The organism is Blastopirellula marina (assembly GCF_002967715.1).
Classification (GTDB): Bacteria; Planctomycetota; Planctomycetia; order Pirellulales; family Pirellulaceae; genus Bremerella; species Bremerella marina_B.
The window spans coordinates 217,114-240,828 of sequence record NZ_PUIA01000085.1 but is presented as its reverse complement, the minus strand read 5'-3'; the positions used below and the strand labels follow the sequence as shown (position 1 = coordinate 240,828).

At 56.8% G+C, this 23,715-nt stretch carries 13 protein-coding genes and 1 tRNA gene; 3 read left to right on the top strand and 11 right to left on the bottom strand.

What is annotated here, in order from left to right; all coding sequences use genetic code 11:
* From C5Y96_RS25865 to C5Y96_RS25825, 9 genes are all read right to left on the bottom strand, one after another.
* Complete coding sequence (locus C5Y96_RS25865) at positions 1-3,546, bottom strand: AAA family ATPase (protein WP_105359432.1); 3,546 nt, start codon at positions 3,544-3,546, stop codon at positions 1-3.
* Complete coding sequence (locus tag C5Y96_RS25860; RefSeq protein WP_105359430.1) at positions 3,543-4,802, bottom strand: exonuclease SbcCD subunit D; 1,260 nt, start codon at positions 4,800-4,802, stop codon at positions 3,543-3,545. Before C5Y96_RS25860 ends, C5Y96_RS25865 begins: the two co-directional genes overlap by 4 nt.
* Entirely contained in the window at positions 4,799-7,963 is a 3,165-nt protein-coding gene (locus tag C5Y96_RS25855; RefSeq protein WP_158261434.1) for a UvrD-helicase domain-containing protein, read from the bottom strand. Before C5Y96_RS25855 ends, C5Y96_RS25860 begins: the two co-directional genes overlap by 4 nt.
* Positions 7,960-10,824 carry a PD-(D/E)XK nuclease family protein gene (locus C5Y96_RS25850; RefSeq protein ID WP_146115813.1) on the bottom strand — a complete coding sequence of 955 codons (2,865 nt, stop codon included), beginning with the start codon at positions 10,822-10,824 and terminating at the stop codon, positions 7,960-7,962. The genes C5Y96_RS25855 and C5Y96_RS25850 overlap by 4 nt, the downstream gene beginning before the upstream one ends.
* Before the next feature lie 76 nt (positions 10,825-10,900).
* On the bottom strand, positions 10,901-12,073 hold the full coding sequence (locus C5Y96_RS25845) for a glycosyltransferase (protein ID WP_105359425.1): 1,173 nt from the start codon (positions 12,071-12,073) through the stop codon (positions 10,901-10,903).
* 145 nt (positions 12,074-12,218) lie between these two features.
* On the bottom strand, positions 12,219-13,979 hold the full coding sequence (locus tag C5Y96_RS25840; RefSeq protein ID WP_199188801.1) for an Nramp family divalent metal transporter: 1,761 nt from the start codon (positions 13,977-13,979) through the stop codon (positions 12,219-12,221).
* A 206-nt stretch (positions 13,980-14,185) separates the two neighbouring features.
* Positions 14,186-14,419 (bottom strand): hypothetical protein, encoded by a 234-nt coding sequence (locus C5Y96_RS25835; protein ID WP_105359424.1) that lies wholly within the window; start codon positions 14,417-14,419, stop codon positions 14,186-14,188.
* Positions 14,420-14,614: 195 nt separating this feature from the next.
* A complete protein-coding gene (locus C5Y96_RS25830) occupies positions 14,615-15,388 on the bottom strand; it encodes an NTP transferase domain-containing protein (RefSeq protein ID WP_105359423.1) in 774 nt (257 codons plus the stop codon).
* A gap of 144 nt (positions 15,389-15,532) precedes the next feature.
* A complete protein-coding gene (locus tag C5Y96_RS25825; RefSeq protein WP_233199136.1) occupies positions 15,533-16,198 on the bottom strand; it encodes an HAD family hydrolase in 666 nt (221 codons plus the stop codon).
* A 179-nt stretch (positions 16,199-16,377) separates the two neighbouring features.
* Here C5Y96_RS25825 and C5Y96_RS25820 point away from each other — a divergent pair.
* Positions 16,378-16,459 (top strand) — tRNA-Leu (locus C5Y96_RS25820).
* Between the two features lie 487 nt (positions 16,460-16,946).
* The gene (locus C5Y96_RS25815) at positions 16,947-17,249 is read left to right on the top strand and encodes a hypothetical protein (RefSeq protein WP_105359420.1); all 303 of its coding nucleotides are present in this window, start codon (positions 16,947-16,949) and stop codon (positions 17,247-17,249) included.
* Between the two features lie 29 nt (positions 17,250-17,278).
* On the opposite strand, the gene C5Y96_RS25810 is transcribed toward C5Y96_RS25815, so the two are convergent.
* Positions 17,279-18,427 carry a hypothetical protein gene (locus C5Y96_RS25810; RefSeq protein WP_158261433.1) on the bottom strand — a complete coding sequence of 383 codons (1,149 nt, stop codon included), beginning with the start codon at positions 18,425-18,427 and terminating at the stop codon, positions 17,279-17,281.
* Positions 18,428-18,659: 232 nt separating this feature from the next.
* Between C5Y96_RS25810 and C5Y96_RS25805 the strand changes: the two genes are divergently transcribed.
* On the top strand, positions 18,660-19,712 hold the full coding sequence (locus tag C5Y96_RS25805; protein WP_105359416.1) for a hypothetical protein: 1,053 nt from the start codon (positions 18,660-18,662) through the stop codon (positions 19,710-19,712).
* Here C5Y96_RS25805 and C5Y96_RS25800 read toward each other — a convergent pair.
* Positions 19,709-23,557, bottom strand: a complete 3,849-nt coding sequence (locus C5Y96_RS25800) for an MFS transporter (RefSeq protein ID WP_105359414.1) — start codon at positions 23,555-23,557, stop codon at positions 19,709-19,711. The two genes, C5Y96_RS25805 and C5Y96_RS25800, sit on opposite strands and share 4 nt — an antisense overlap.
* Between the last annotated feature and the right edge of the window lie 158 nt (positions 23,558-23,715).

Here is a 23,715-nt window from a genome sequence, read left to right as displayed (position 1 = left end):
TTAAAACAAGCTTGGTGTCGAGGACTTTTCAGGCGTCTTTTTACGTTTGGGCTGCGTTTTGGCCGGGGGCGATTCGACCGGCTGGCCGTCAATTCGCGTGACCTGGATCGACTCGCTGAGTGACTGGACTTTGTCGACTAGCGGTTGATGGCACGTCAGCATGATAATCTGAATTTGCGGATCGAAATCCATCAGGACCTTCAGCGTGGCGATCTGACGGGCATCGTCGAAGTTGACCAGGATGTCGTCCATCAAGACTGGCAGCGGCTGGGCCCCTTGGCAGTAATGTCGAATGTAGGCCAGGCGAATCGCCAGGTAAAGCTGTTCACGTGTACCGGTGCTCAGCTGCGAAGGGGTACGGCGAAGATCGTGGGGCCCGCTCAGGATCAGCCCCCCTTCGTGATCGGGGTCGTGCTCGACCTTCGTATAACGTCCCTCGGTCATTTGCTCGATCAGTTGGCTGATGATCGTCAGCAGTTGCCCCGAGTTTTCTTCACGGAATGCCTGCATCGCGCGGGCGAGCATCTCCTTGGCAATCAGCAGCGGTCCCAGCCGGTCCAGGCAATCGGAAAGATCGGCTTGGAGCGATTCGATCTTCCCCAGGGCCAACACCGAGTGGCTCGTTTGATCGACATCTCGCAGCCGCAGATCGAATTCGCCCAGTTGCCGCTGGACCTGCTCTTGAAGCTGTTTGGCTTCGGCGTGTTCACTGGTGGCCGACATAAGCTCTTGCTTGAGCCCATCGACGTCGAGCGCCTTGAGTGCCTGCTGAAACGACTGGGCAGGCTCCGATTCGCGAACCAGTGCCAGTTGCGTGTCGAGTTCCGCCAGATCACGCTCAAGAGCTTGCTTCTCGCGGACAATCTGCGAAACGACTTCCAACTGCTCGTCCGTTTCAGCGTCGATTTGAGAACGCCATTGCGACAGGCGGGCCGCGACTTCCGCGAGATCCTTCTGGCTACGTTCGAGAGATTCGGAGCGGACCTGGCGTTTGATTTCCAGTTCCTTTCGCAGGCCGCGTTGGTTCTCCGCCTCGGAAAGCAGCGTTCCCAGGCGCTGGGCGGCGTTTTCCGGGGACATGTCGCCTAGTGATTCACCGGTTGCCGCCACAACCGTTTCGACCTGGTCGGCAAACTGCTTCAGGCCTTGCTGCATATCGGCGATGCGTTGCTGTAGCCCTTCGGCGCTGACCAGTTTGGCCTGGACCTTTTCAACGGCTTGAATCAGATCGGCAGCCGTCTCCAGATCGACATCGCCAATCGTTTCAAACACCGAGAGGATCTCGGACGCTTCGGTTTGAATCACCGCGAGCTGCTGCTGTCGTTTTTCATTTTGGCTGAACGCCGTTTTGCGGCTTTCGCGGTTCATCTGTCGTCGATGTTCCCACTGATCCCGTTTCTGCTGGTCTGCCTGAACTCGCTTGAGGAACGACTCGAGCCAGACGGCTGCTTCTTCTGGGGCCATGTCAGATGAAACGAGATCGTGTTCACGCAGCAGGGCAGTGGTAGCTTCAATGCGGCGATCGAGGGGGGCAATCTCCTGGCCGATTTGCGAAACCTCGGCCTGCGTTTCGACGAGAGCCAGGTAGGTGGCTCGCCAGGGAAGCATCTCTTGCGGCGACTTGGGTGTCAGCTCGACCGGCTTCCACTCGGCGCACCACGCCTGCCATGTTTCCTGCCGGGTGGCGGTGAGTTGAGCCAGGTGCTTTTCCCGCGCGGCCAGGCGTTCTTCCAGCGAACGGATGGTCGACAGCATCGATTGTTGATCGGCCAGCATCTGGGCATGTCGATATCGCTCGTCGGCCAACTGGTCGGTATGTACCAACTGCTTGTCGAAAGCTTCGGCCTGCGATGGATTTGGCTTGGAGGTCGTCGCATCCGCTTCTCCCAAGAGCTGCGAACGTAGCGACTGCCAGGTTTCGTCGCGATCTTGGCGGGCCGAATGCAGCTCTTCCTCTGAGACCAGGCGGGCACCTTGTTCCAGACGACGCAGCTCATCGTTCTTGTTAGCAAGCTCGTCAGTCGTCTCTCGAACGGATGCTTCCGCGGCGCGGATTTGCTCGGACAGCGATTGAAGCTCCGTCTCATAGCGATGAATGGTCGGTTCCATCGGCATCGGTAGCGGATTCGTGAGATCGAGTTCGCGGCCAGCGATCGCATCGACCGACTGGCGACGCTGCGAGATGTCCGCGTTCAGCTTACGCATGTGAGACGCCAGCTCACTACGCCGTGCAAGCGATGTCCTGAGCGGATCGAGGCTTGATTGCAGACGCTCGACCAACTCCGCCACGTGCTGGGGAATCTCGGCCAGGGTTGTCTCGATCTCCTGGATCTCGCGATCAAGTCGTTCGACCTCCGGTGAGTGCGACTCGATTTCGGTCGTCAGCTTCTGGAATGTCTTGCTCAGCTGCTGGATCTTGTTGCGCTGCGTGAGCGTAAGTTCAAACTTCGCGATCTGCTCTAGCTTCAGCTTCGGGTCAATTTGCCGCAGAATGGCGTGGGCTTCGTCGATGTCGCGCTGACGATCCTGGGTTCTCAGCGGAATGTCGCGGCGATACCCTTGGACTTCTTTGATGCCAAACAGCAGCGTTTGAATCGCTTCGCCTGATTCGATGACTTTGGTGTTGAACTGGATGGCCGCGATCTCTTGATCCAGTTGCTTCAGGTCGAGCGTCAGATTTTCGACCTCGGCGGAAAGTTTCGCCGATTGTTGTCGTGTTTGCGAAAGCTCTTGCAGGGCATCGGCCGGAAAGGAAGAGGGTGCTTCCAGCTTGGCCAGTTGCTGCCGCTTGGCTTGCCGTTCGATCCACAGGGGATGTGCTTTTCGCAAACGCTCTAAATGCTGCTGCTTGCGATAGACCTTGTCGAGCGTGGTACTCAGTCGCGTCAGTTCTTCCTCGCAAAGGCGAGCCTCGGTGAGCCATTCTTCGTATTCGGCCGGGCGAAGGGATGACTGCTTGAGTTCCGACTTGAGAGCTTTGATATCTGCCAAGATCGCGTTGATCTTCTGCTTCTGCCCCCGATTTTTGAACAGGCTTTCGGTCTCTTCATCGATACTCTTGAGCAGCTCCTTGTAGTCGTGTAAACGACCTAGCCCACCGCCGAACAGGGCCTCGTCCAGGTTGGCTTCTTTCAAGCTCTCTTCGCCGGTGGCGAGTTCTTTGAGCGAAAAACCGAAGACGTGCTCGTACAGTCGCTGGTCGGCCCCGCTGATCAGTTGCTTCCAGCGGTCTTCGTCAATCTCATTGTCTTGGTAGTTGCCGGTCAGGGTGTTCTTGTTCCCTTGGCGGCGAACGATCTGTAGGTCGGACCCGTCCGACATCGTCAGCTGCGCGGTGGCCTTCATCTTCTTATTGGTCGAATCGGGCGCAAACGGATTGCTCTTGGCGTGTTGAAAGCCAAACAGCAGTTCGCGCACCGCTTGCAGCAGCGTCGATTTGCCTGCTTCGTTTCGGCCGTAGACAATTTGCAAGCTATGAGGCTGAAACGCGAAGCTTTGCTCGACGTGAATGCCGTAGTTTTCCAGGTCAAGGTGGCGTAGTTTCATTCGCTTGCGGCCCCTAATCGACTGCGGAGTAGTTGCTGAGCTGCCGTGATCCACTGGGGCAGACGCTCGTCCAAGGTTCCATCGTCGCTCAGTGCGACATGCTGGGCACTTACCTTGTCGAGAACTGGTTTGACGAGTTCTTCCAGCTGCTTGATCGCCTCGGCATCGGCTTGAACCTGGTCGAACTGTTGGGCGATCGAACCCCACAAGTCGTGCGTGTCTTGTAGCGAGGCTTGCGAATGGGGTTGGGTTTCGAAGCGGATCTTCTCGATCCAGATTTCGTCGTCGATCGCTTCCGCCGCGTTGTGAATCTCGCCGAGCACTTCGCCGCGCTTGATCAAATCAGACAACTGCTCGTGTACTTTCGTGGCACCGCAGAACGTTAAACGAAATGCCGAACCGAGTCCCAGATGTTGGTCGTGCCCGGCTTGAATTGCGGTGCCTGCTTGGGCGAGCACTCCTTCCAGGGACGTTTCCTGACTGACATCGAGAACCAACTCTTGCCATCGCAATGAGTCCGTTGGATGGAAGGTGACCTGCTTGAGCGATTCCCCTTCGATCTCGGCGATCAGGCACCCTTTGGCACCAGGCTCGCGAATGTGACGCCCTTGGGGGTTGCCGCTATAGGCGACGTACGGTTCGGTGGAAAGCGGCTCCATGTTTCGCAGATGAATATGACCCAGGGCCCAGTAGTCGTAACCGCGGCCACGGAGAGTTTCGATCGTGGTGGGTGCGTACGTGTCGTGATGTTCGCTGCCGGTCAGGCTAGTATGAAGCATGGCGACATTGAACATGCCGCTGATGCGCTGCGGGTACCTGGCTGCCAGGTCGATCATCACTTCGCGATCGGCGAAGCCTTGGCCGTGAATCGCAACGCCGATATCTTCCAGCACGATCGACGCAGGCTCGTCATGAGGAAGTTCGACCACGTTGTCGGGCCAGCGAATCTTGCGTTGAATCTGGCTGACGGCGTCGTGATTACCGCGAATGTAATAGACGCCGATATTGGCATCGGCCAGGCGGCGGAACTGGCCTGCCACCCACTGGCCAGAGTGCATGTCTTTCCAATCGCCATCGAACAGATCGCCAGCAATCAGGATGAACTCGACTTGCTCTTGGATCGCCAGATCGACGATGCGCTCGAGCGCCGTGCGAGTTGCCCGCTGCACGCGGCGCATCATCGCTTCGTCCCGCACGGCGAGGCCGCGCAGCGGGCTGTCGATGTGCAGGTCGGCAGTGTGAATGAATTTTGTCATGGGGTTTCTTTCTCCTGCCACGTGATGATCTTCGGTCCGTGCACGAAGAAAAGCGTGCCGCGGATGGCAGAGCGAGGGAGCTTGAAGATCTGGGCGACTGCCTGACGGTAAGCGTTGACCTGAGGGCGATAGTGGTCGACTTTTTCTTGAAGGGCCGCATCGTCCTCAAATTTGTCAGTTTTGAAGTCGATCACGTCCGCGGCAACCACTTGGCCGTCCTGCTGGACCAGCACCAACCGGTCGATCGATCCTCGCAGGACCGATCCTTCGTGCGTGATCGCAAAGGGGAACTCGCGTTGGACACTCAGCGTGTCGCCAGCACTGGCACCTGGCCACCAGGCATGCGACTGGTACTGTTTCTGACCGAGGAGTTCGGTCGATGGGTTGGATTTCAGGATCGATTGAAAGTGACCGAATGCCCCTGCGTAGGCGAACTCGCCAAACTTGGCACGTGCCGAGGCAATCATCGCTTCGCGATCGGCGACGAACGTTTCGGTCCATTCGACCGACTCCATCCAGTGATGCATGGCCGAACCATACTGCATTCCGGCGGTCACCACTTTGGCCGTCAGCAGATCCTTGACGCGTCGCATGCGTCCCCCTTCCAGAGACGACGGGGCGACGAACTCGCCGAGGGCATCGGGCGAGGTCGGCTTGAGTTGGATCGGAAGGCGTTCCTCGGCTGGGGCCTGCGTCGTTTCGATCTCGTGGTGCTCGCTGGCGGTCGATTCGTACCAGTTGGGATCGCCACTGTGGTACAGTAGGACTTCTTCGTTGGGGTACGCGACATCGGTCAGGCCGTTGAGGATGATGCCTGAGAATGATTTCGAAGGACCTTCACCGCCGGACTTGGGCATCGGTCGCGGCTTGATGACCATGTGCAGTGCATGGACCGCTCGGGTGAGTGCAACGTACAGCACGCACAGGGCTTCAACAACATTCTTTTGCTGCGTCTCTTCAAAGATCTGTTGGACGGCCTCTGGCAACATCGGCTGAAGCGACTCGGAGACGTAGTGGGTCACGCCGCTGATCGGTCCAATCTGTTCGTCGCGCCGCATCACGAAGCTGTCGGCTTGGGGGGGAATGCGATTGTCGAGTTCCGGTAGGAAGACGGCATCGAACTCCAGCCCTTTCGACTGGTGGATGTTCATCACACGCACCGCCGCGCTCGACGAATCCCCCACACGCTGCGACTGGATGAATCGCACGAAGTCCTGGCTGCGAAGAGTCGCTTTCGACTGATAGGCGAAGGCCAATCGCTCGAGCTGTTCCAGGCGACGTTGTTCTCGCGGGGTGCATTCCGGGTGAAGATGCTTCGCCCAGCGACTGATCGCGGCACCGTATCCGCTTACCAGCAGTTCACGCCGTAGATCGTTAGCGACCAGCTCCCACTGGGCATTGGTTTGCACCGGCGGGCCCAAAAGTACGGCCAGCGGCGACTGCGCCACATGGAAGCGTGCCGCCGTGTTGCCGGGGTGATCGATCCATTCCAGGATCGAAAGCATCAACTGCACTGCGGCCGAGTCGGTCAGCGGATTGCCCCCTTCTTCGCTGGCCATCACATCAAGCTCGCGGAGCAGGTAGATCATCGAGGCGATCGTAGCGTTGCGTCGGACGAGAACGCCAATCGATATATGAGGTGCCTTGCGATGCAGTTCGGCCACGCGTTTTGCCGTATGGGCGATGACCTGGTCATCGCATGGTTTTCCTTCCCGGTCCAGCGGTGCCGATTCGAGCGTGACATAGCCGGGCAGTTCCTGGCGGGCTGTTTCGTGCGGATGGAAGAACTTCAGCCAGTGATCGATGCCACTGCGCATCTTGCCTGCGGCGGGGAACTCGCCCAGTTTGCCGAAGATCTGGTTCACCGTTTCCATGATCAACGGCGAAGACCGGTAGCTTTTGTCCATGTCCTCGGGGTTGATGCCTGGCAGTGTTTTCTGGACGGCATCGAAGATCTCGGCAACGCCCCCACGCCAGGCATAGATGGCCTGCTTCATGTCCCCCACGCACAAGATCGAGCGATCCTTGGGTTGCGCGGCGATCTTCTGGGCGACGGGGCGAATGACGTCCCACTGCACCGGCGAGGTGTCTTGGAATTCGTCTAGCAAGAGATGCTCGATCTTTCGGTCGAGTCGGAACTGGTTCTGGATTTCGGAGCTATTCTCCAGGGCGTCGCTCAGGCGGCGGGTCACGTCTTCGAAGCGATATCCACGCTGCTGCCACTTGAGTCGTTCGTAGTGGGTATGAAACTGATCGAGCAGTTGGTAGGCTCCCCGGTTCTGATCGATAGTGCGGCCGATCAAGATGCTTTGCACATAGCGTACAAGCGTTTGATACACGCGGACGACGTCGTCGGGGATCGCTTTGCGCATGTAGGTCTCTTCGCCAGCGACGATCTTCGGCGGCAGTCCGGTATCCAGGAACTTCGGCCACTGCTGACCACGAAAACGCTCGACGTCGGCCACCATCGCCTTCTTCAGCGACTTCTGATCGGCAGGGTAGCTGTCGAGGAACTCGATGGCATCTTCCACTTCCTTTTCTTTGGGAGCGGCTGCCATGGAAAGAACCTGCCACGAGTTCTCGTCCGAGTCGAGATAAACGCCGTAGAGATCGTTGACCACATTCATCACCAGCCGCGAAACACTGCGCTCGGAGCTCCCCTTGCTCAGCAGGTGCAGCAACTGGATGACCTCGCCGGTTTCCGGGTGGGCAAGGACACGGTTCACGGCATCCATTCGCAGACGCTGGTCGTCGACGTCGTCGAGGATCGTCCAATCAGGCGGCAGGCCCAACTCGAAGCTAAAGCACTGCGCAAGCCGGATGAAATGGCTATCGAGCGTTTTAACCTGCAGGCGATGCATCTGCTGCGGGATCTTATGCAGCGTGCGAAGGCAGTCTGCCTGGGTAAGTGGTGTCCCTTCGAGGGAACCGTTCAGTTCGTTCAGCTTGGCTGGGTCGATCGCAGCGATGGCCAGACGCATCATGATGCGATCGAGAATCTCACCGGCCGCTTTACGCGTGAACGTGGTGGCCAGGATTTCGTCGGGGCGACCACTATGGGCGACGATCCCCAGGTAACGGCTCGATAGACGGAACGTCTTGCCACTTCCGGCCGAGGCGCGAATTAACGTGTTGGGAAAGGGAGTGTTACTGTCGCTCATTGGGCAGGCTCCCATTTTCCGAGAACGGTGTCTTGGCAGATTCGCGAGAATTCGTCTTCATAACGAGCCTCACCAGGCGGGAAGAAGACGCCTGCACGGATATCACGAATCGCCTGGATGATGGTGGCATCGGCGGTGTCGAGATCGTCGTCATTCCACTTGGCCTGGCGGAAGCGGACTTCCTCGCCGAGCTTGGGAAGGGTGATGTATCCGAGCGAAACTTCTCCGCGAATACCGATACTCTTCACCAGGTGACGGTAGAAGGGGAGTTGGACGCTCACCCACTTCTTGTCGTCACGAGGGCCGATCTGGTGGTCCTTTTCAGGATCGCCGGTGCTGTCGCCGGTTTTGTAGTCCCACACGGCCCATTGCCCTGTTTCGGGATGATGGTCGATGCGGTCGATACGCCCTTCCAGTTCGATCTCGACGCCGTCGACTTCGATTGCCGGATAGGGCCCGGCGATTTCCGCTTCGCAGCGATGAATGACCCAGCCTTCTTGACGCTGTTGCGCCTGACCCGCCGCGAAGGCCCGCAGGCGTAGACGCAGTTGTTCGATCTGCAACTTGATTGTGGCCAGAGGGCTTTTGCCGTAACGCTTGGCGGCCACATCGCTCAGCTGCGACGACAGGAAATCGAAGATCACCTTTTCGTCGGTCGAGTTCTTCACGTCGCTGATGCCAAATGCCTGGAGCGTGTCGTGAGCCAGGTTGCCGAACGCCCCGCCGTCGAGTTCGGTGCTCCAGTCGTCTTCTCCCCGCAGCCCCACGACATACTTCAGGAAGAAGCGATAAGGGCACTTCAAATATTGGTTGATACGCGTCGCCGAGAAACGATCCCAGGCCGGCATCTCGAGCGTGTCCAGGTGCTCCGGCATGGGAATGGCAATGCGTTGGCGATGGTCCTGCAAGGTGGTGCCAGGCTGTTTGGCCGGGTTCTGGGGATCCTCAGGCGTGCCGAAAAATTTGACCACACGCGGGGCCAGGTCGCTGGTACCGCCGGTGAATAGAAGTCGACTGGGGGCCAGCGGGTCGCCGTCGGCGCTGCGTTTGGGAACGATCCACTTTACGACTTCACGCGAATGCTGAATGACCTGTACCTGATACGCATCACGAGCATAACGCAGCGAATCGTCTTCCAACCCCAGCAGGTTTCGCAGCGAGTTCGGCAGAAACAGGTCGGCCGTGTTGGCACTGGGAATCAGGCCGTCATTAAAGCTGGTGATAACGCAGACGGGTGCATCCATCAGCGGCAGTTCGAGCCAACCGAGTGCTTCGATTGCATCGGGGTCGTGCTCGGCCGGAATCATCGACGAGGTGAGCTGGCTCTTGAGTACTCGCAGCATTTCGGACGCCCCGAACGCTTGCGAAAGGGACTCAGGAATGTCGTTCCATTGGGCCATCGCTTCGTTGATCGCTTGCAGCGGACGAGCAAGTTGGAAGTTGTCTTCGGTATCGAGGTCGATGATTTGACTGCCGTAAACGGCCAGCAGCAACTCGCGAACCTGATCGGCCCACTCCGGCAGCGATCGTTTCTGTCCAACAAACGGAGCAGCCAACTGGTTGAGCTGGGCGACGGCCTGCGATACTTCTTCGTTTTGAATCGAGTTATCAATGACGTCCGGCAGGCGATTGTTAAACCAGTTATCGAGCTTCTCGATGCCAGGTTGAGCAAATTTAAGCGTGGCGAATAGATCGGGGTGCCTCAGGGCAGATGCCAACGCGTGGTATTGTCGCGTTTGGGAAAGCTCGATGATTGTTTCAATCAAGCGGAAGGGAAGGGTGCTGGTAACCGGTCGGCCCGGACCGAAGCGGCACTTGAGTCCGTGTTGGCCGAAGATGCGGCGAACTTCCCCCAGCAGGTTTTCGTCAGGCAGGCCGACGATCACGTCTTTGGCCGTGTACTTGTCAGCGACGGCAGCGATCGCCCCAGCGGCCTCATCGGCTTGTTGGGTCGGACCATCGACGATGGCGACCGATTGCCAGTCGAGCTCGATGGTTTCGTCGGTCCAGGCATCAGGGATCAAGCAGCCATGCTCGTCGAAGTGATTCGACCAGCGTTCCGGCGCACCGACAATTGCGGTGATCTGTCCCCCTTTTTGGGCAACCTGATCGAGCATCTGCCGCGTCGCACGATTGAGGTCGACCGTGGCCAGAAGGACGATGTGCTTATCGCTGTGGCATTCGTCGTACTTGATTGCGTGACGCCTGGCGGACTGTTTGTCCCATACCTTCAACGCGTCGAGTCGATTCAGATAGGCGTTCTGCAGTTTCGCGAGAACGTCCCACCGCGGCTGTTCGGTGAAGTCCTCCAGCGAGTGGGCTTTCTGAGCGACTTCGGCAAAGTCGAACGCGTAGGAAACGAGCTCGCGATAAACGCGACGCACCGAATCGCCGTAGTCGCGCCATGTGCCCAGGTCGTGCGCATCTGGGGGGAAGGGGATCAGCGGTTTGAGCTGCTCGTTGCCGAACGCACGTAGCGTTTCCCCCCAGGCAAATTGCTGCGTCAATTCTGAGGCGAAAGGGAGTTGGGCTTCGTACAGGTATTCCGGCAGTTGGCCAACGGTAATGATGCTGGGGGGAATGAGGGAGCGGCCGTCTTTTTCCACTTTTTGGATTAGTAGTTCAGTCAGACGTCGGCCTGCCAAACCGCCGGGGACCACGACCAGGCAGTGCGAAAGGTCGACCAGCGGGAGGTTTTCAGGCGAGACCGTAGCCGACTGGATCAGCCAATCGGCTGCCGAATGAAGGATGGGGCGGTCCCAGGTTACAAATTCGCGAGAAATCACCATCGAGCCGTCCATGGGGAGGTAGGGAACATGCCACAGGTAGGATACCTCTCCTCGGCGTGGAGGTGAAGTCACCCACCGTTTCCGGCAACACTTCTCTATCTTCGCCCCGGTACGTGACACGGTTGGTCACGTGGCTCGATTGGGTGGACTATTTCTGCAGAATCTGGTCGTAAACGCCAGCGACACCGCGGGTCATCGCGACGTCCGAGAACGACTCGGCGTGGCGAGCCAGGGCCGTCGTGCGAATCTTTCGCCAGTCTTCTCGCCCGGTAAGAACGGCCTCGATCCGCTGGGCCAGATGCGCGGCATCGTTGGGCTTGGCGATGATGCCGCTTTCGCCGTCGGTGATCGCCTCGGTGACTCCTTCCACGTCGGTCGCCACCACCGGCGTCCCGGCGGCCATCGCTTCGAGGACCACCATCGGTAGGCCTTCGCCAAACAGGCTGGGCAGAACGAACAGGTCCATTTGCGAGAACTGGGCATTCACGTCACGCGTGAAACCGATCCAGTCGATCGCGTCTTCCAGTTTCAGCTTCTGCACACGCTCGTGGATGGTGGCTTCATATTCGGAGGTCTCGAACGGGCCGACCGCACGCAGGCGAATCAGGTGCCCTTGTTCACGCAGCTGAGCCATCGCATCGAGCAAGACTTCCAGCCCTTTGCGTGGTCGGAACAAGGCGACCGTGCCGAGTGTCCAAATGCCGCTGGGAAGCTCCCGCTCAGGAACGTCGGCGACGCACGGCACGCCGTTGTGCACCACGGTCAGGCGGTTGTCACTGACACCCAGGCTGCGCATATGACCAGCCAGGCTGTTGGAAACACACACCAGCTGCGAGGCGTTGGCGATTGCAGTCTGTTCGATCTTTTGATTGACCCAGTTCTGCAGTTTACGTGTCGAGTCACGCGAGGTCGGGCTATGAACGTGGTAGACGAAGGGAACCTTGGTCAGGTACGAAGCACCCATGGCCAGCATCGCCGTGCGGGGCGTATGGGCGTGGATCACCTCGAACTGTTCTGCTTTCACCAGGTCGGCCAGATTCTTGGCTTGCCACAGGTCGAACCGGTGCCGCATGGGCAGATCGAAGATCGGGCACTGCTCGGCGGCGCGTGCTTCGGCGAATTTACCTGGCTTCACGCAGACGAAGCTTGCGTCGTAGCCGAATTGGGGAAGGCACTTGCCCAGCAGGTCTTGAACGCGTTCGGCACCGGAGTAGTGCTCGCCATTGATGACATGCACAACCTTGGCGAGCTTGGCGGGAGCGTCCGACATGGCAGGCGACAGAACTGAGGGTGCTTCGGTGGGGGGTGCCGCTTCGGACATGACAGGGCCTTTTGCGTTTGAGTACTGTTTCTCAAACGTAGGTTTTGGCCCTGTTACGCGTCGACTTCAATTTCGCCGTGGCAATAGTTTGCTGTTCCAGGCACACCGGTTGTATCGATTGTGCCTGGCACATGCCGATCCGCCGTTAGCCAAGTCCTAGTATCTGAGCGATTTCCGGAAGCTTGGCATAAAACAGGTAACCACCGGCGATCAGCATTCCAAAGCTGGAGGTCCACAAACCGAGATCCCACCAGATCCCAGGACGCAGCCGTGGATCGATGCGGCGATACCGGTAGTAAAGGGCTGCCACCGAGAGCATCGGCAGCATGATGGCCTGCATCACCCCACTGAGTAGCACCAACTGAGCCGGCTTGGGAATGAACGTGTAAACCAGGAAACAGAAGAGTGGGAACGCCAGGTTGAAGACGGAAACTGTGTTGTGCAACGCGCGATCCGATGGAGGGATAATGCCGAACAACCGGACGCCGTCGGCGTCGACGCGGGCATGGCCTGCGTTGGCGACGAAGAACGTGGAGTAAAGCACGGCGAACGCACCAAACAAAAACAGCGTGGGTGCCAACGAACCGAAGACAGGTTCGTACATCACGCTCAGCGTGCGGATCAACTCAGTGCTCTCGGGGTTCATGCCGGTACGTCCGAGGATCGCGGCACCCAGCAGATAGAACGCGATGGTAGCGAACGTGTAGACCAACATCGATCCCCACGAGTCCCACTGCATAACCTTCAGCCAGCCAGTTGCCCGGCGAGCCCAGCCGTCGCTTTCGTCTCGTTTGCCGGTGAAGCGAGCGTATCCTTTTTCGACGCACCAGTAAGGGTACGCAATCAGTTCAGCCGCACCGACACCGATGATGCCGAAGGTTGCCAAGGCCGTGATTATCGGCGTGGTGCCAGCGATCGATGCATCGGGCAGGCTGAAGCTTAGTCCTTTGAGTACCTCGCTGCCGGAGATGGCCCACTCTGGCGTGAACTGCAGGGCACAAAGATTGCCGATCGTAATCAACGTGAACCCGGCGACCAGGACGGTCGAGAAGTTTTGGATGAAGTGGTATCGCCCCAGATAAAGCAGCACTGAGGTTATAACGGCAATGATGCCTGCCCAGATTTTGTCGTCGACGCTGACAATCGAGGCCTTAATGCTCTCCATCTCGTTGCGTGCTTCTTGGATACGACCTTGGATCGGTGTCGCGGACGATTCGTCTGCCGTGTTGGCGAGATTGACTTGCTCGGTCTGGACGAGCCGGCGAAGGCTCAGGTAGCGTGCAGACAGCTCTCCTTGCGCGGCTTCCAGTTCCGATATGCGAGACTCGGCCGCCAGCTTGGCATCGTTGTCACCACGTTCGGTGGCCAGGCGGATCAGGGTCTCTTGAACTTGAATGTCGGCTTGCGCTTTGGCGAACTCGTTAAACGTTCGCCCTCTTTCGGTGAGAGGAATACTAATTTGCAGGGCCTGGCCGACACTGCCGACGATACCGCCCAGTTGAGCCAGGCTGGCCAGCGTCATCAGTAGCCAATAGACCATCAGCCAGTTCACGCGGTACGGCTTGCCCCAGGCCTTGAAGGAGACCGCAGGGCCGGGAATTTCGTTCAGACCATCCAGGGCCGTCTTGCCCGAGGTGATGGTATAGCGGCCGAATTCGACTTGGACGAAAACCTTGATCACGCAGCCCAGGATGATCAGCCATAGCAGCGCAAAGCCTGCCTCGGCACCGGTCTTGGTGGTGGCGATCAACTCGCCGGAGCCGACGATGGAGCCAGCCACGATCAACCCTGGACCTAACCACGATAGCGTGGTGAAGAAGGAAGTCGGGGGCTCGACGGTGGTGTTGATATCGTCGATGGGTTGTTCGTCAGGCGCAGAGCCGGACGGCTGGGTAGCATCACTCATTGGGGCAGACGAACTGAGGGGATGGGGGGTAAGGGGGCGTTAGAAGAGATCGGGGTACACACTACCCCATTTTTACTGGCTTGAAAAGAAGTTGCCGGGCAGGCAAGCACATCCGTACGAAGAGAGACGACGGACCATGACAAGAGGTGCTTCTACGAAAACAGGGCAATCATGCTGCCCTGTTGGTGTGACGGAACCAAGATGTCTTAGTTGGATTCGTCGTAGTACATTACTTCTTCTTCGATGATCTCTTCAGCCGGTACGGCCTGGGTAACGACCGATTCCGAAGAATAAGGGGAGAAAGCGGATCCAGCTCGGTGCCCACTCATTTGCGCTTCGTCGTATGCTGCGTACGAGTAGTCGAACGGGTGGCTGCACATCGTGCATCCAACGTTAGCCATCAGAACGGCACCGGCGATTAAGGTAAGCAACTTTTTCATGGCATCGCAGCCTTGCTGGGGGGAAGCAGATCGTCACAGTAAGTCGATTCAGATACTTCTTCGACTGAATCAGCTTGGTAAATTGAGTGGAATTTGACGATTGTTTCGATTTTGCGGCCAGGTGCTGCTAGCAAGATCCGAGGGACGTCAAAGCGTCCCTCCAGGTCATGAATTCGATTCGCAGGCGACTAGATGTTAGGCGATCAGGCGATTACGCTCGGCCATTCGCTGGCGGATGGGGGGCTGGGCGTCGATGATTCGCACCACGTCTTGCCAGTGAAGTGTCTCGGCCCCCAGGGCATCGACAATCGCGAGCAATTCTTCCCAGTCTTCGTCGTTGGCGACGGAAAAACGGAGATCTTCTCGGTTGAGCGAATCGGGAACCGGAATCATTTCCAGGGCGAACAGTTCCGGATAGTTGAGGAACGAACTGTCGACTCGATAGGCGTCCCCTTGCGATTTCACTTCGCGATTGGCTTTGGCCAGCGCCGAACTACGAATCCACTCTGAAAATAGCCCGATCGACGACTGGCAAGCGGGGCAGCCATCTTCCAGGCAGTAACCCACGTAGTCTTTATCGCCGTGCATCTGTGCCGTGATCAGCAGGCGGTCAATCAGCACGGGATCGCAGAAAGGTGTTTCCAGCGGCACGCGGACGATCGATTCGGAAGGATACTTCCGGGCTGCATCGGCCAGGCGGGCCAGGGGAGTTTCCTTCTTGCTCAGGTGGCAAGGAATGTCTAGCGGAATAAGGGTAACGAGGTCGCGATATTGCGGTTGATCGGGCATGACCACCACAATTCCTTCGATCAACTCCGCTTCGGAAATACGACGAACGAGCCATTCGATGAGGGGAGCAGAGTTCAGCTTGCGAGCGGCAAGTTTGCTGGGCAACAGGCCGGAATCTTGGGGAGATCCAGGTGCCAACATGATTTCGTCGTCGATCTGGACGATGGCGAGATTTTTCATCGCTTCAATCCTTTATTGCGGGGGGAGTCAGTGTCCGACACTGTGCATTCTGGGGGCGCACCTTTTCAGTTTATAGGGGGGCTCGCGTTTTCGTCAATCGACTTATGGAAAGCATAGATATCTCGACGCATCGCTGGATATGAATTAGATGGGAGAACGTAGATCAAGTCGTTCGTATATACGTCGATCGTGCAGCGTATCGGCGACGAACTGGGCCCCTTCAAAACCATGCTCGCGACTGTGGTCGCCTGGTACCGCGATGGCATAAGTGCCGGCATCGATGGCGGCCTTGCAACCGGTTTGGCTGTCTTCGAAGACCACGATCTCGCTGGGTACCAGGCCCAGGCGATCGGCCGCTGTTAAGTAGATTTCGGGGTCTGGCTTACCATGCTTGACGTCATCGCCTCCAATCACAAATTGAAGTTCTGGTGTGATATTAAAGCGTCCTAGTAAGTCGATCGCGGTATCTCGCCGGGCGCTCGTGCAAACAGCGATGGGGTATCCGGCTTCTAGAATGGACTTGAACAACTCGGTAAAACCGGGCATCAGCCCCAGAGACGTTTCCAAGATGTCGGCAAAGATCTCTTCCGACTCTTGATAGAGCGTTTCAATCGAGTCGACCAGGTCGTGCCAGTCGATCATGACCTGAAATGCCTTGGGAGCCGGTCGTCCCATCATGGCATCGGTTAATTCCTTGGTTAAGCAAAGGCCACGACGCCGCAGGATCTCGGTAGATACTTGCGGATAGAGCATCTCGGTGTTCAAGATCGTCCCATCCATGTCGAAGACGACCGCTTTCAATTCAGGCATGTTCATTCGGCTTATGAGAATACAGGCTAAGCAACAACGACGTAGGGGCTACTCTTCCGTTTTCGCATCTTAAGCACGAACACCCAAGAGGGGGCCACGTTGCCAAGCCTACATGGGTGATGATATACTTGAGACCTTCATTCAAAAGCACCGAGAACTTGGTGTAATTTGGATAGCCAGGGGATGTGGCGAAACTGGCAGACGCGCTAGATTTAGGATCTAGTTCCGCAAGGAGTGCAGGTTCGATTCCTGTCATCCCCACTTTTTTCTTTCGCATCGTACGCAATTGATCTGAAATTGCTCGCCACTCACTGGAGTGGATTCTTGCTGCGGCATTCCAGTTAGTAATCGATAACTACCGATGCGACGGTACGCACGGACTTGGTCACTCGGGTGTCCCTGCAATTGATTGCATGGGATCACCCAAAAGAGTGAATTGCTATAAGTGTTTTAGGCAAATAGGACATTTATTGTACTTTCATTCGTAGAAACTGCTACGTGCTTATAAGGCGAGGGTGGTCTATGTAGATGGAAGCGATATATTGAGGGATTGAACTTTGCCTGCCGGTTACGACAGGGAGAAGTAAAGTCCAGAAATCCGCTAGATAGAAAGCTCTTTGCGGAATGACAGCATTCTAGATAAATGCAAGTCGACGATTTGAAGATGTGAGTCTAGACTGAGTATGGGCCTGGGCGAGGCATTCAGGAAACGCCATAGATAGTTTCATTGAAAGAAAAAGTACGAAGCATGGCAAAACGCGCTACCAACAAACCATCTAAAGCAGATGCAATCCGAAATTTCCAGCAGGACAACCCCGATGCTTCGCCGACCATCGTAGCGGATGCTTTAAAGAAAGCTGGCTACAAGGATGTTACGCCACAATATGTAAGCACCATCAAGTCGATGGATAAGAGAAAAGCGAACGGGCCGGCTAAGACTGGTAAGATCACCGCTGAAGATCTTATGTCGGCGAAAGAGTTCGTGGACTCGATCGGTGGTGTTAGCCGAGCGAAGCAGGCGATGGAAATGTTGAGCAAGTTGACGCACTAGAATTCTAGGTGTCCAGCTGGCGAGATCGACTACCGTCGAATTAAAGCTTGAACGCGCGGACTCGGGTCTGTTGCCATGTCCGCTTTCAAACGTCTTAGCAGTCGCGGATCGGTAGATGTTAAAAGTGCGGCTGCAGCACTATAACGAACCCCCTCATCGGGGTCCTTTGTCATATAGTAAAGCCAGTGGGTTCGATCCTCCCTAGGCATGATGGGTAGATCCCGGACCAGTTGTAGTCGTTGGGCTACATCTGGGTGCGTAAGTCTGGTTGCCAGTTCTAGGTCTTCGGTATTGAAGTTTCGCGCTATGAGGGTTTCCCTGGCGTGCTTTACCATGCGCGAATTCTGTAGATGCAGCATCCACATGATCTCCAGCGTCGTAAGTCGACTGAAATCGGGAAGAGGCTGATCAGGATGTGGGCCGGCCGGAAGCTGCTTGGGAGTTTCGGTCAGGATGGGAAGCTTTAGTGGTTGATCGATGGCGACTCGGCGGTTGGCCGGCAAAACGTCGACGTCTCGATGAACACTTTGCGTCCTGGCAGGAAGAGCTGTTTCCGTTTTCGGAGCATCCCCAGGTATCGATTGCTGCTGCCATGGTAAGCCACCCCGCAGGTCGATATCACCCAGGCGGTGATCAATCGGGGCAGGGCTGGTCGCTGTCGTTTCGCTGGTCTTTTGCGTCTGAAGATAGTTCAACACTAGATGGTCGCTGGCTGCCAGTTCGGTCGAGGGAGTCGACGGCCTGGTTTCGCGAATCATATCTTCCAGGAGTATGAGAAACGGACCGTGCTGTTTCGTGGAACTCCCCAGGTCCCAGTTGGCCATCTGATCTGCCATGAGATGCACCTGGTAGTGAGTCTGTTCGGGGTAGTTGGGCAACTCGTTCTTCAGTGCCTGGGCTAACCGGTACGCCTGATCGGCAATTGCGAGGCCTGGTTCGGCTTGAAGACGGTCGATCCTGGCTTGCATCAGCCTGGTCGCTTCCAGGGCCACAGCAGCGCGGTCTGAGCTCATCCACCGAGCGATATCTTGGTAGGGAGTCGACGAGTCCCTTAGCGCGTGCTCCATTCTCGTTGCCACCTCCGACTCGGAAGCATTGAGCACGAGCGTATCCATGCGGCCTGGTAGCCAGTACCACACTGCTAAGAAGCTGAATCCGGCTGCCAGCAACAGCAGCATGCCCAGCATTATCGCTGTGGTTCGGATGGGTCGAATGGGGACTTCGCTGGGATGCTGCATGGAATCAACTACGGATGATATCGCTGGCGGAAGCTTTCATTGCCGAAAAACCGCAGGTGCTAGCCCATGGTTCGGTTTAGGAATCTCAGAATGATTGTGGCGATCATAGCGATTCAACCGATTTAAGGGTAAGGCCATCTCAGCCGTCGCGAAGCCAAGGGGGAATGCTTGCATGCCGATTTTCCGAAATTCAACCACTCCGACCTGTCTTCTTGGATCGATCTTGCGCTTGTTGGCCTTAGTTTTGGTCGTTGGGGTGCTGCCGGCATCCGTCGTAGATGCCCAGGAAGTCGAGGCGGAACTCGTCAGTTTCAGCCGTGAAGATAAGCAAGATGCGATGCGCCTGATTCCCTTCACGCAAATGCGCCCGCAGGATCAGAATCGTGTTTCTCAGGTGGTGAAAGATCCGAGCATCTTTCGACGCCTTCCGGTACAGGTGATCGATTGCGATCCGGAAATCTACGCGTTTCTGGTTAGCTATCCAGAAGTGGTCGTCAACATCTGGGAACTGATGGGGATCACCAACGTCCAAGTAAGACGGATGGGCCCCACATCGTTCCATGCCAATGATGGCGCTGGCACTGTCAGCAATGTCGACATTGTTTACGCCGACGGCGAAACGAATATCTTCTTTGCCGAAGGCTATTACGAAGGGCCACTCGCGCCGGGGAAGATCCTGGCTAACTGCGTGTTGGTGCTTCAGTCAGGCTACACCAAAGCCGGCCAGGGGCAATCGTACGTCTCGAATCGCTTAGATGTTTTCGTCAAATTCGAAAGTCGTGGCGCGGACTTGCTTGCTCGAACGCTTCATCCTCTGATTGGCAAGACGGCCGATTATAACTTTGCCGAGACCTCCTCGTTCATCGGAAAGATCTCCAAGAATGCCGAAGACAACGTCACCGGTATGCATAACCTGGTCTCTCGCTTGCAGAAAATCGATCCGACGGTTCGCAAGCAATTTGGGGACGTGGTAACGCGTGTTTACCAGCGTAAGGTTGTTGCGGAGCGAGGCGTTCAACAGCAGTTTGCCAAGGTGCCCGACGAAGACCCTCTTCCATTGGCGGCGGCACCGGTGCAAGAGCCGGCACTCTTGCCGAAAGAGCCTGAGCAAATTGCCTTGCGTCCCCTGGAGCCAGCTGTCACGGAAGAAGCGGTGATCGATACGGCTTCCAGTAGTTCCCTGGGCTCGATTCCCAGGAAACGTTTCGCCGAGCTGCGTCGTTAATTCGACTCACTCGAAGAGGACGCCGCCGAGCCATTGGTTGCGAATCGCGTTGTAGCGATTGCCTTGAGCTCTCGCAGGTCGAGCTTGCCGGAACCGAGAATCGGAATCTTCTCGACTTCCATGAAGCTATCGGTGGATGGAATAAAGAGGTTGGGTAGCCCGGCCTGCTTCAGACGCTGGCAGATATCCTCAGGCGTGAACTGCAGCGGCGTGTGCACGACTACGATGCGTTCTCCCTTGGTAGGATGCTCGACGGCTGTAACGGCCACTGCCAGCTCTTCTGTTTCACACGGGCCGAGGATCTGCTCGATCGCTTCTTCAATACGAACGTGCGGGATCATCTCGCCACCGATCTTCGAGAATCGGCTGACACGTCCGGTAATCTTCAAGAAGCCTTCTTCGTCGATCAGCGCTACGTCGCCGGTCTTGTACCATCCATCTTTCAGTACCTCGGCTGTTTCCTCAGGCTGATCGAGGTAACCCTTCATGACGTTGGGACCGGTGATGTATAGCATGCCAGGTTCGTTCACCCCTTTGGCCTCGCCGGTATCAAGATCGAGGATCTTGGCGGCCACGTTGGGGATGGGGCGTCCTACCGTCCCTTCCTTGCGATCGATCTGGAAGTTGTCGATCGAGCGGGCAGGGGGGATGTTCACGGAAACCAGCGGCGACAGTTCGGTCGCTCCGTACCCTTCAACAGGACGAACACCGAACTTCTCTTCGAACGATTCGCACAGGTCGCTGGGTAGCTTTTCCGCACCGGCGACAACGATTTGCAGCGTCGCGAAGTCGTCCTTATCGACACGGCGCAGGTAGCTGCGGAGGAAGGTTGGCGTCGCCAAGATAACCGTGCCTCGGTGCTTCTTGGTCAGATTTCCGATCACCTTCGGTTCCAATGGGCTGAAGTGATAGGCCGACTTCACGTCGATACCAAATAAGGTCCATAGGGTGACGGTGTAGCCAAACGAATGAAAGAACGGCAGGATCCCGATAATGACATCCTGACGATTCAGGTGCACCATCTGCTGGATGGCCTGAACGTTCGACGAAATGTTCGCGTGGGTAAGCTGCACCCCTTTGGGGACGCCTGTCGAGCCAGACGTAAAGATCACCGTCAGGGTGTCATCTGGGCGAATCTTGTTCAGACCGTACGCACGATCGAGGATCCAGCTAGGAGTCACGAAAGCCGTGAACGCACAGCTGATCTTATCCCAGAGGGTCGGCTTGTCTTTCAGGTCTTCCAGGTAGACGACCTCGCAGTCGAGGTCCCACTCGAACTTCTCCATGAAGCGACGACTGGTCAGCACCGACGTGATACCGCACTTTTTGATGCAGTAGTTCATCACTTCGTTGCTGGTCGTGTAATTCAAATTCACGGCCACGCGGCGATCGAGGGCCAATGCCCCGTTGACCGCGGCACCAGCGACCGAAGGAGGCAGCAAGACGCCGACGTATTGCTCTTCTTTACGTGACTTGAGGATGTGTCGCTTGAGCAAACGACGCAGGACGAGGATCCGTGTGAGAAAGACACCGCCGGTCAGATCGGCACCGGTCGTATCGGCTACCTTGGAAGTAAAGAGTCTGCGTTTGCAAACGCGCAGGAGGGTTTTCGCTGGGGGAATCACTCGCTCAACTCGTCGCTCGAAAGCGATCGCTCCTAGCTGCTGGACGGCCTGGCGGATGACATGAATGCCGTACGGAGGCTCGATGGGCTCGCCAAAATGAATGGAGATGGGGGTCTGCCAGCTACGGGGAAGCTTCCAGAAGAACTTGCCATCGCTGAAGGTGAAAATGCTGTCCCAAAGCTCATCAATGAAGACCGGTATGACCGGAGCGGACGTTCCCTCGACCATCTTCAAGAGACCTGGCTTGAAGCCTTGAATCTGACCGCTACGCGTGATGCCCCCTTCGGCGAACACGCAGACCAACTCTCCGTTCTCGATCGCTTCGCGTCCTCGTTGTAGCGCCTTTTGGATTCCCTTGGGCCCCTTGTCGATGAGGATTGCTCCGTGGTACTCGACAAACCGACGGAACCATTCGCTCTTGAAGTTCCCACCCCAAACGAGCATGCGGACAGGCCGGCTACTGGTGAGCATCAGCAGAACGCCGTCGAGCCACGAGACATGATTGGAAACTAAAAGTGCGCCCCCTTCGGCAGGCAGGTTCTCGCGATCATGAACGCGAATGCGGTAGAACGTTTCGCTGGCCAACCACACCAGAAAGCGAAGCGAGTTCTGGGGAAGCAGGTACAGGATGTAGAAAAGAATAGGGATGGTTACCACACCACACAGCAGGAAGATTTGCCGCGAACTCATCAGCGGCAAGTTGGTCGCTTGGAAATAGATTTCGGCGACGAGCTGCTTGTAGTCGGGGTATTTGTCGATCACTTCACTGCGATCAATCGGGTTTTGATCTGTGAACGCCTGATGCAACTGGGTCATCAGTAGCGAAGCGAACGCGTATGTCTTTTCGTCTTCATTCGATGCGATCGACTTCGCTATGTCTAGCGGCGAATCGTACGGGTTTCCTGCGACAATATCCGATCGTAGCTCGTCCGACTTTTGCCGGACCTGTTTCGAGAACTCCGGAGAGATCTCCAAGCCGGCAACTTGATCGACATTATTAACGTTGCCTTCATAGACCGGCGTTCGCAAAACGGAGAACACCACCGAGACAATCAAAATGCCACCAAAAGTGAGGAAGTTGGTCGCGGCCAAAATGGTGCCACGCTTTTCGGCCGGCGCTCGATGTTGCAGGAACGAAGCCAACGGCACTTCAAATAACCCTGCCGATAGCCCCATGAAAAACAGCAGGAAGCTCGCTACGAAGAAGACGAAGTTCCAGTTCCCATCGGCACCGACAATCGGAGAAGGGCAGAGGAATAGCAGGAACGAGCAAATCGCCAGGCCGGTCGCACCAAGTGGGAGAATCCCCATTTCGACGTGACCTTGAGACCAATAACCGGCCAGGATGCAGCCGACAGCCGTTCCGACAACCAGCACGGCAAGGAGTGGCCCGACGTCGGCCTGAGTGGTGGTGCCGCTTTCGGCGGCGAACTGGTCGATATTCAACTGCGCCAGGGCAGCCAGGGTCCAGAAGAACGCACTGCCCATCGCCACGTAAAAGATGGCCTTGTTGACGCGTAGTGCTTTGAGATCCTTGATCACGCTGCGAAATGGATTCCAGGGGAATTTCATATCGGGCTGATTGATCGGCAGGTTCTGAATCCACAAGCTGGTCACAATCCCGACCGCCGCGAAGCCCACCATAATGAGACCGGCTAACCAGAGGTTGGTTTCCCCCTGGTGCGTCCAGTCACTTAGCAAATTGCCAACCACAGTCCCCAGTGCGGTAGCCACCACCGTGGCCAGACCGATGATTCCATTGGCGGAAGAAATGTGCTTCGTCTTGAGAATCTCGGGAATGGCACCCAGCTTGGCCGGACCATACATGGCGCTTTGGGCACCGAGAAAAAAGACCACGCTGAACAACCAGAAAAGCTGCCCGCTCCAGGCCAGCATAATGCCGAGCACCATGATCACAATTTCTGCGATCTTACAGGCAACAATGACGCTACGTTTGCTATATCGATCGGCGAAATAGGCCGCATGAGGTGCGAAAATAAGGTACGGCGCGACCATGCACGCGGTACCAGCCATCAGGATGGTGCCTACGTGTTCAGGTTGCTGTTCTTTGCCGATGCCAATGGCGAACCAACGGAAAATGTTGTCGTTCGCGGCACCAAAGAATTGCGTCAACACCAGTCCAATGAAGCTCATCGACGACAGGTTATTTAGTTCGTCGTCGTGCTCTCGGATGGTGGGCTCATGGGCGCCGGGGGCCATACATCTATTCCACGCGATGATTGCGGTGCTTGCAATTCCGTAAGACTAGCCGATTTGGGGCATTTAACCAACGCCACAACGCGGCTGCCGGCATCATTTGCCGACGCTTTCTTCGCGTATTTTCCTCGCTCGCAAGACAAGCGTGGGTAAGATTTTCC

What these genes read in the sequence shown, in the direction of transcription:
- C5Y96_RS25865 (WP_105359432.1), bottom strand. Translation starts at nt 3,546, where the DNA reads ATGAAACTACGCCACCTTGACCTGGAAAACTACGGCATTCACGTCGAG.
- C5Y96_RS25860 (WP_105359430.1), bottom strand. Translation starts at nt 4,802, where the DNA reads ATGACAAAATTCATTCACACTGCCGACCTGCACATCGACAGCCCGCTG.
- C5Y96_RS25855 (WP_158261434.1), bottom strand. Translation starts at nt 7,963, where the DNA reads ATGAGCGACAGTAACACTCCCTTTCCCAACACGTTAATTCGCGCCTCG.
- C5Y96_RS25845 (WP_105359425.1), bottom strand. Translation starts at nt 12,073, where the DNA reads ATGTCCGAAGCGGCACCCCCCACCGAAGCACCCTCAGTTCTGTCGCCT.
- C5Y96_RS25840 (WP_199188801.1), bottom strand. Translation starts at nt 13,979, where the DNA reads ATGAGTGATGCTACCCAGCCGTCCGGCTCTGCGCCTGACGAACAACCC.
- C5Y96_RS25835 (WP_105359424.1), bottom strand. Translation starts at nt 14,419, where the DNA reads ATGAAAAAGTTGCTTACCTTAATCGCCGGTGCCGTTCTGATGGCTAAC.
- C5Y96_RS25830 (WP_105359423.1), bottom strand. Translation starts at nt 15,388, where the DNA reads ATGAAAAATCTCGCCATCGTCCAGATCGACGACGAAATCATGTTGGCA.
- C5Y96_RS25825 (WP_233199136.1), bottom strand. Translation starts at nt 16,198, where the DNA reads ATGCCTGAATTGAAAGCGGTCGTCTTCGACATGGATGGGACGATCTTG.
- C5Y96_RS25815 (WP_105359420.1), top strand. Translation starts at nt 16,947, where the DNA reads ATGGCAAAACGCGCTACCAACAAACCATCTAAAGCAGATGCAATCCGA.
- C5Y96_RS25810 (WP_158261433.1), bottom strand. Translation starts at nt 18,427, where the DNA reads ATGCTGCTGTTGCTGGCAGCCGGATTCAGCTTCTTAGCAGTGTGGTAC.
- C5Y96_RS25805 (WP_105359416.1), top strand. Translation starts at nt 18,660, where the DNA reads ATGCCGATTTTCCGAAATTCAACCACTCCGACCTGTCTTCTTGGATCG.
- C5Y96_RS25800 (WP_105359414.1), bottom strand. Translation starts at nt 23,557, where the DNA reads ATGGCCCCCGGCGCCCATGAGCCCACCATCCGAGAGCACGACGACGAA.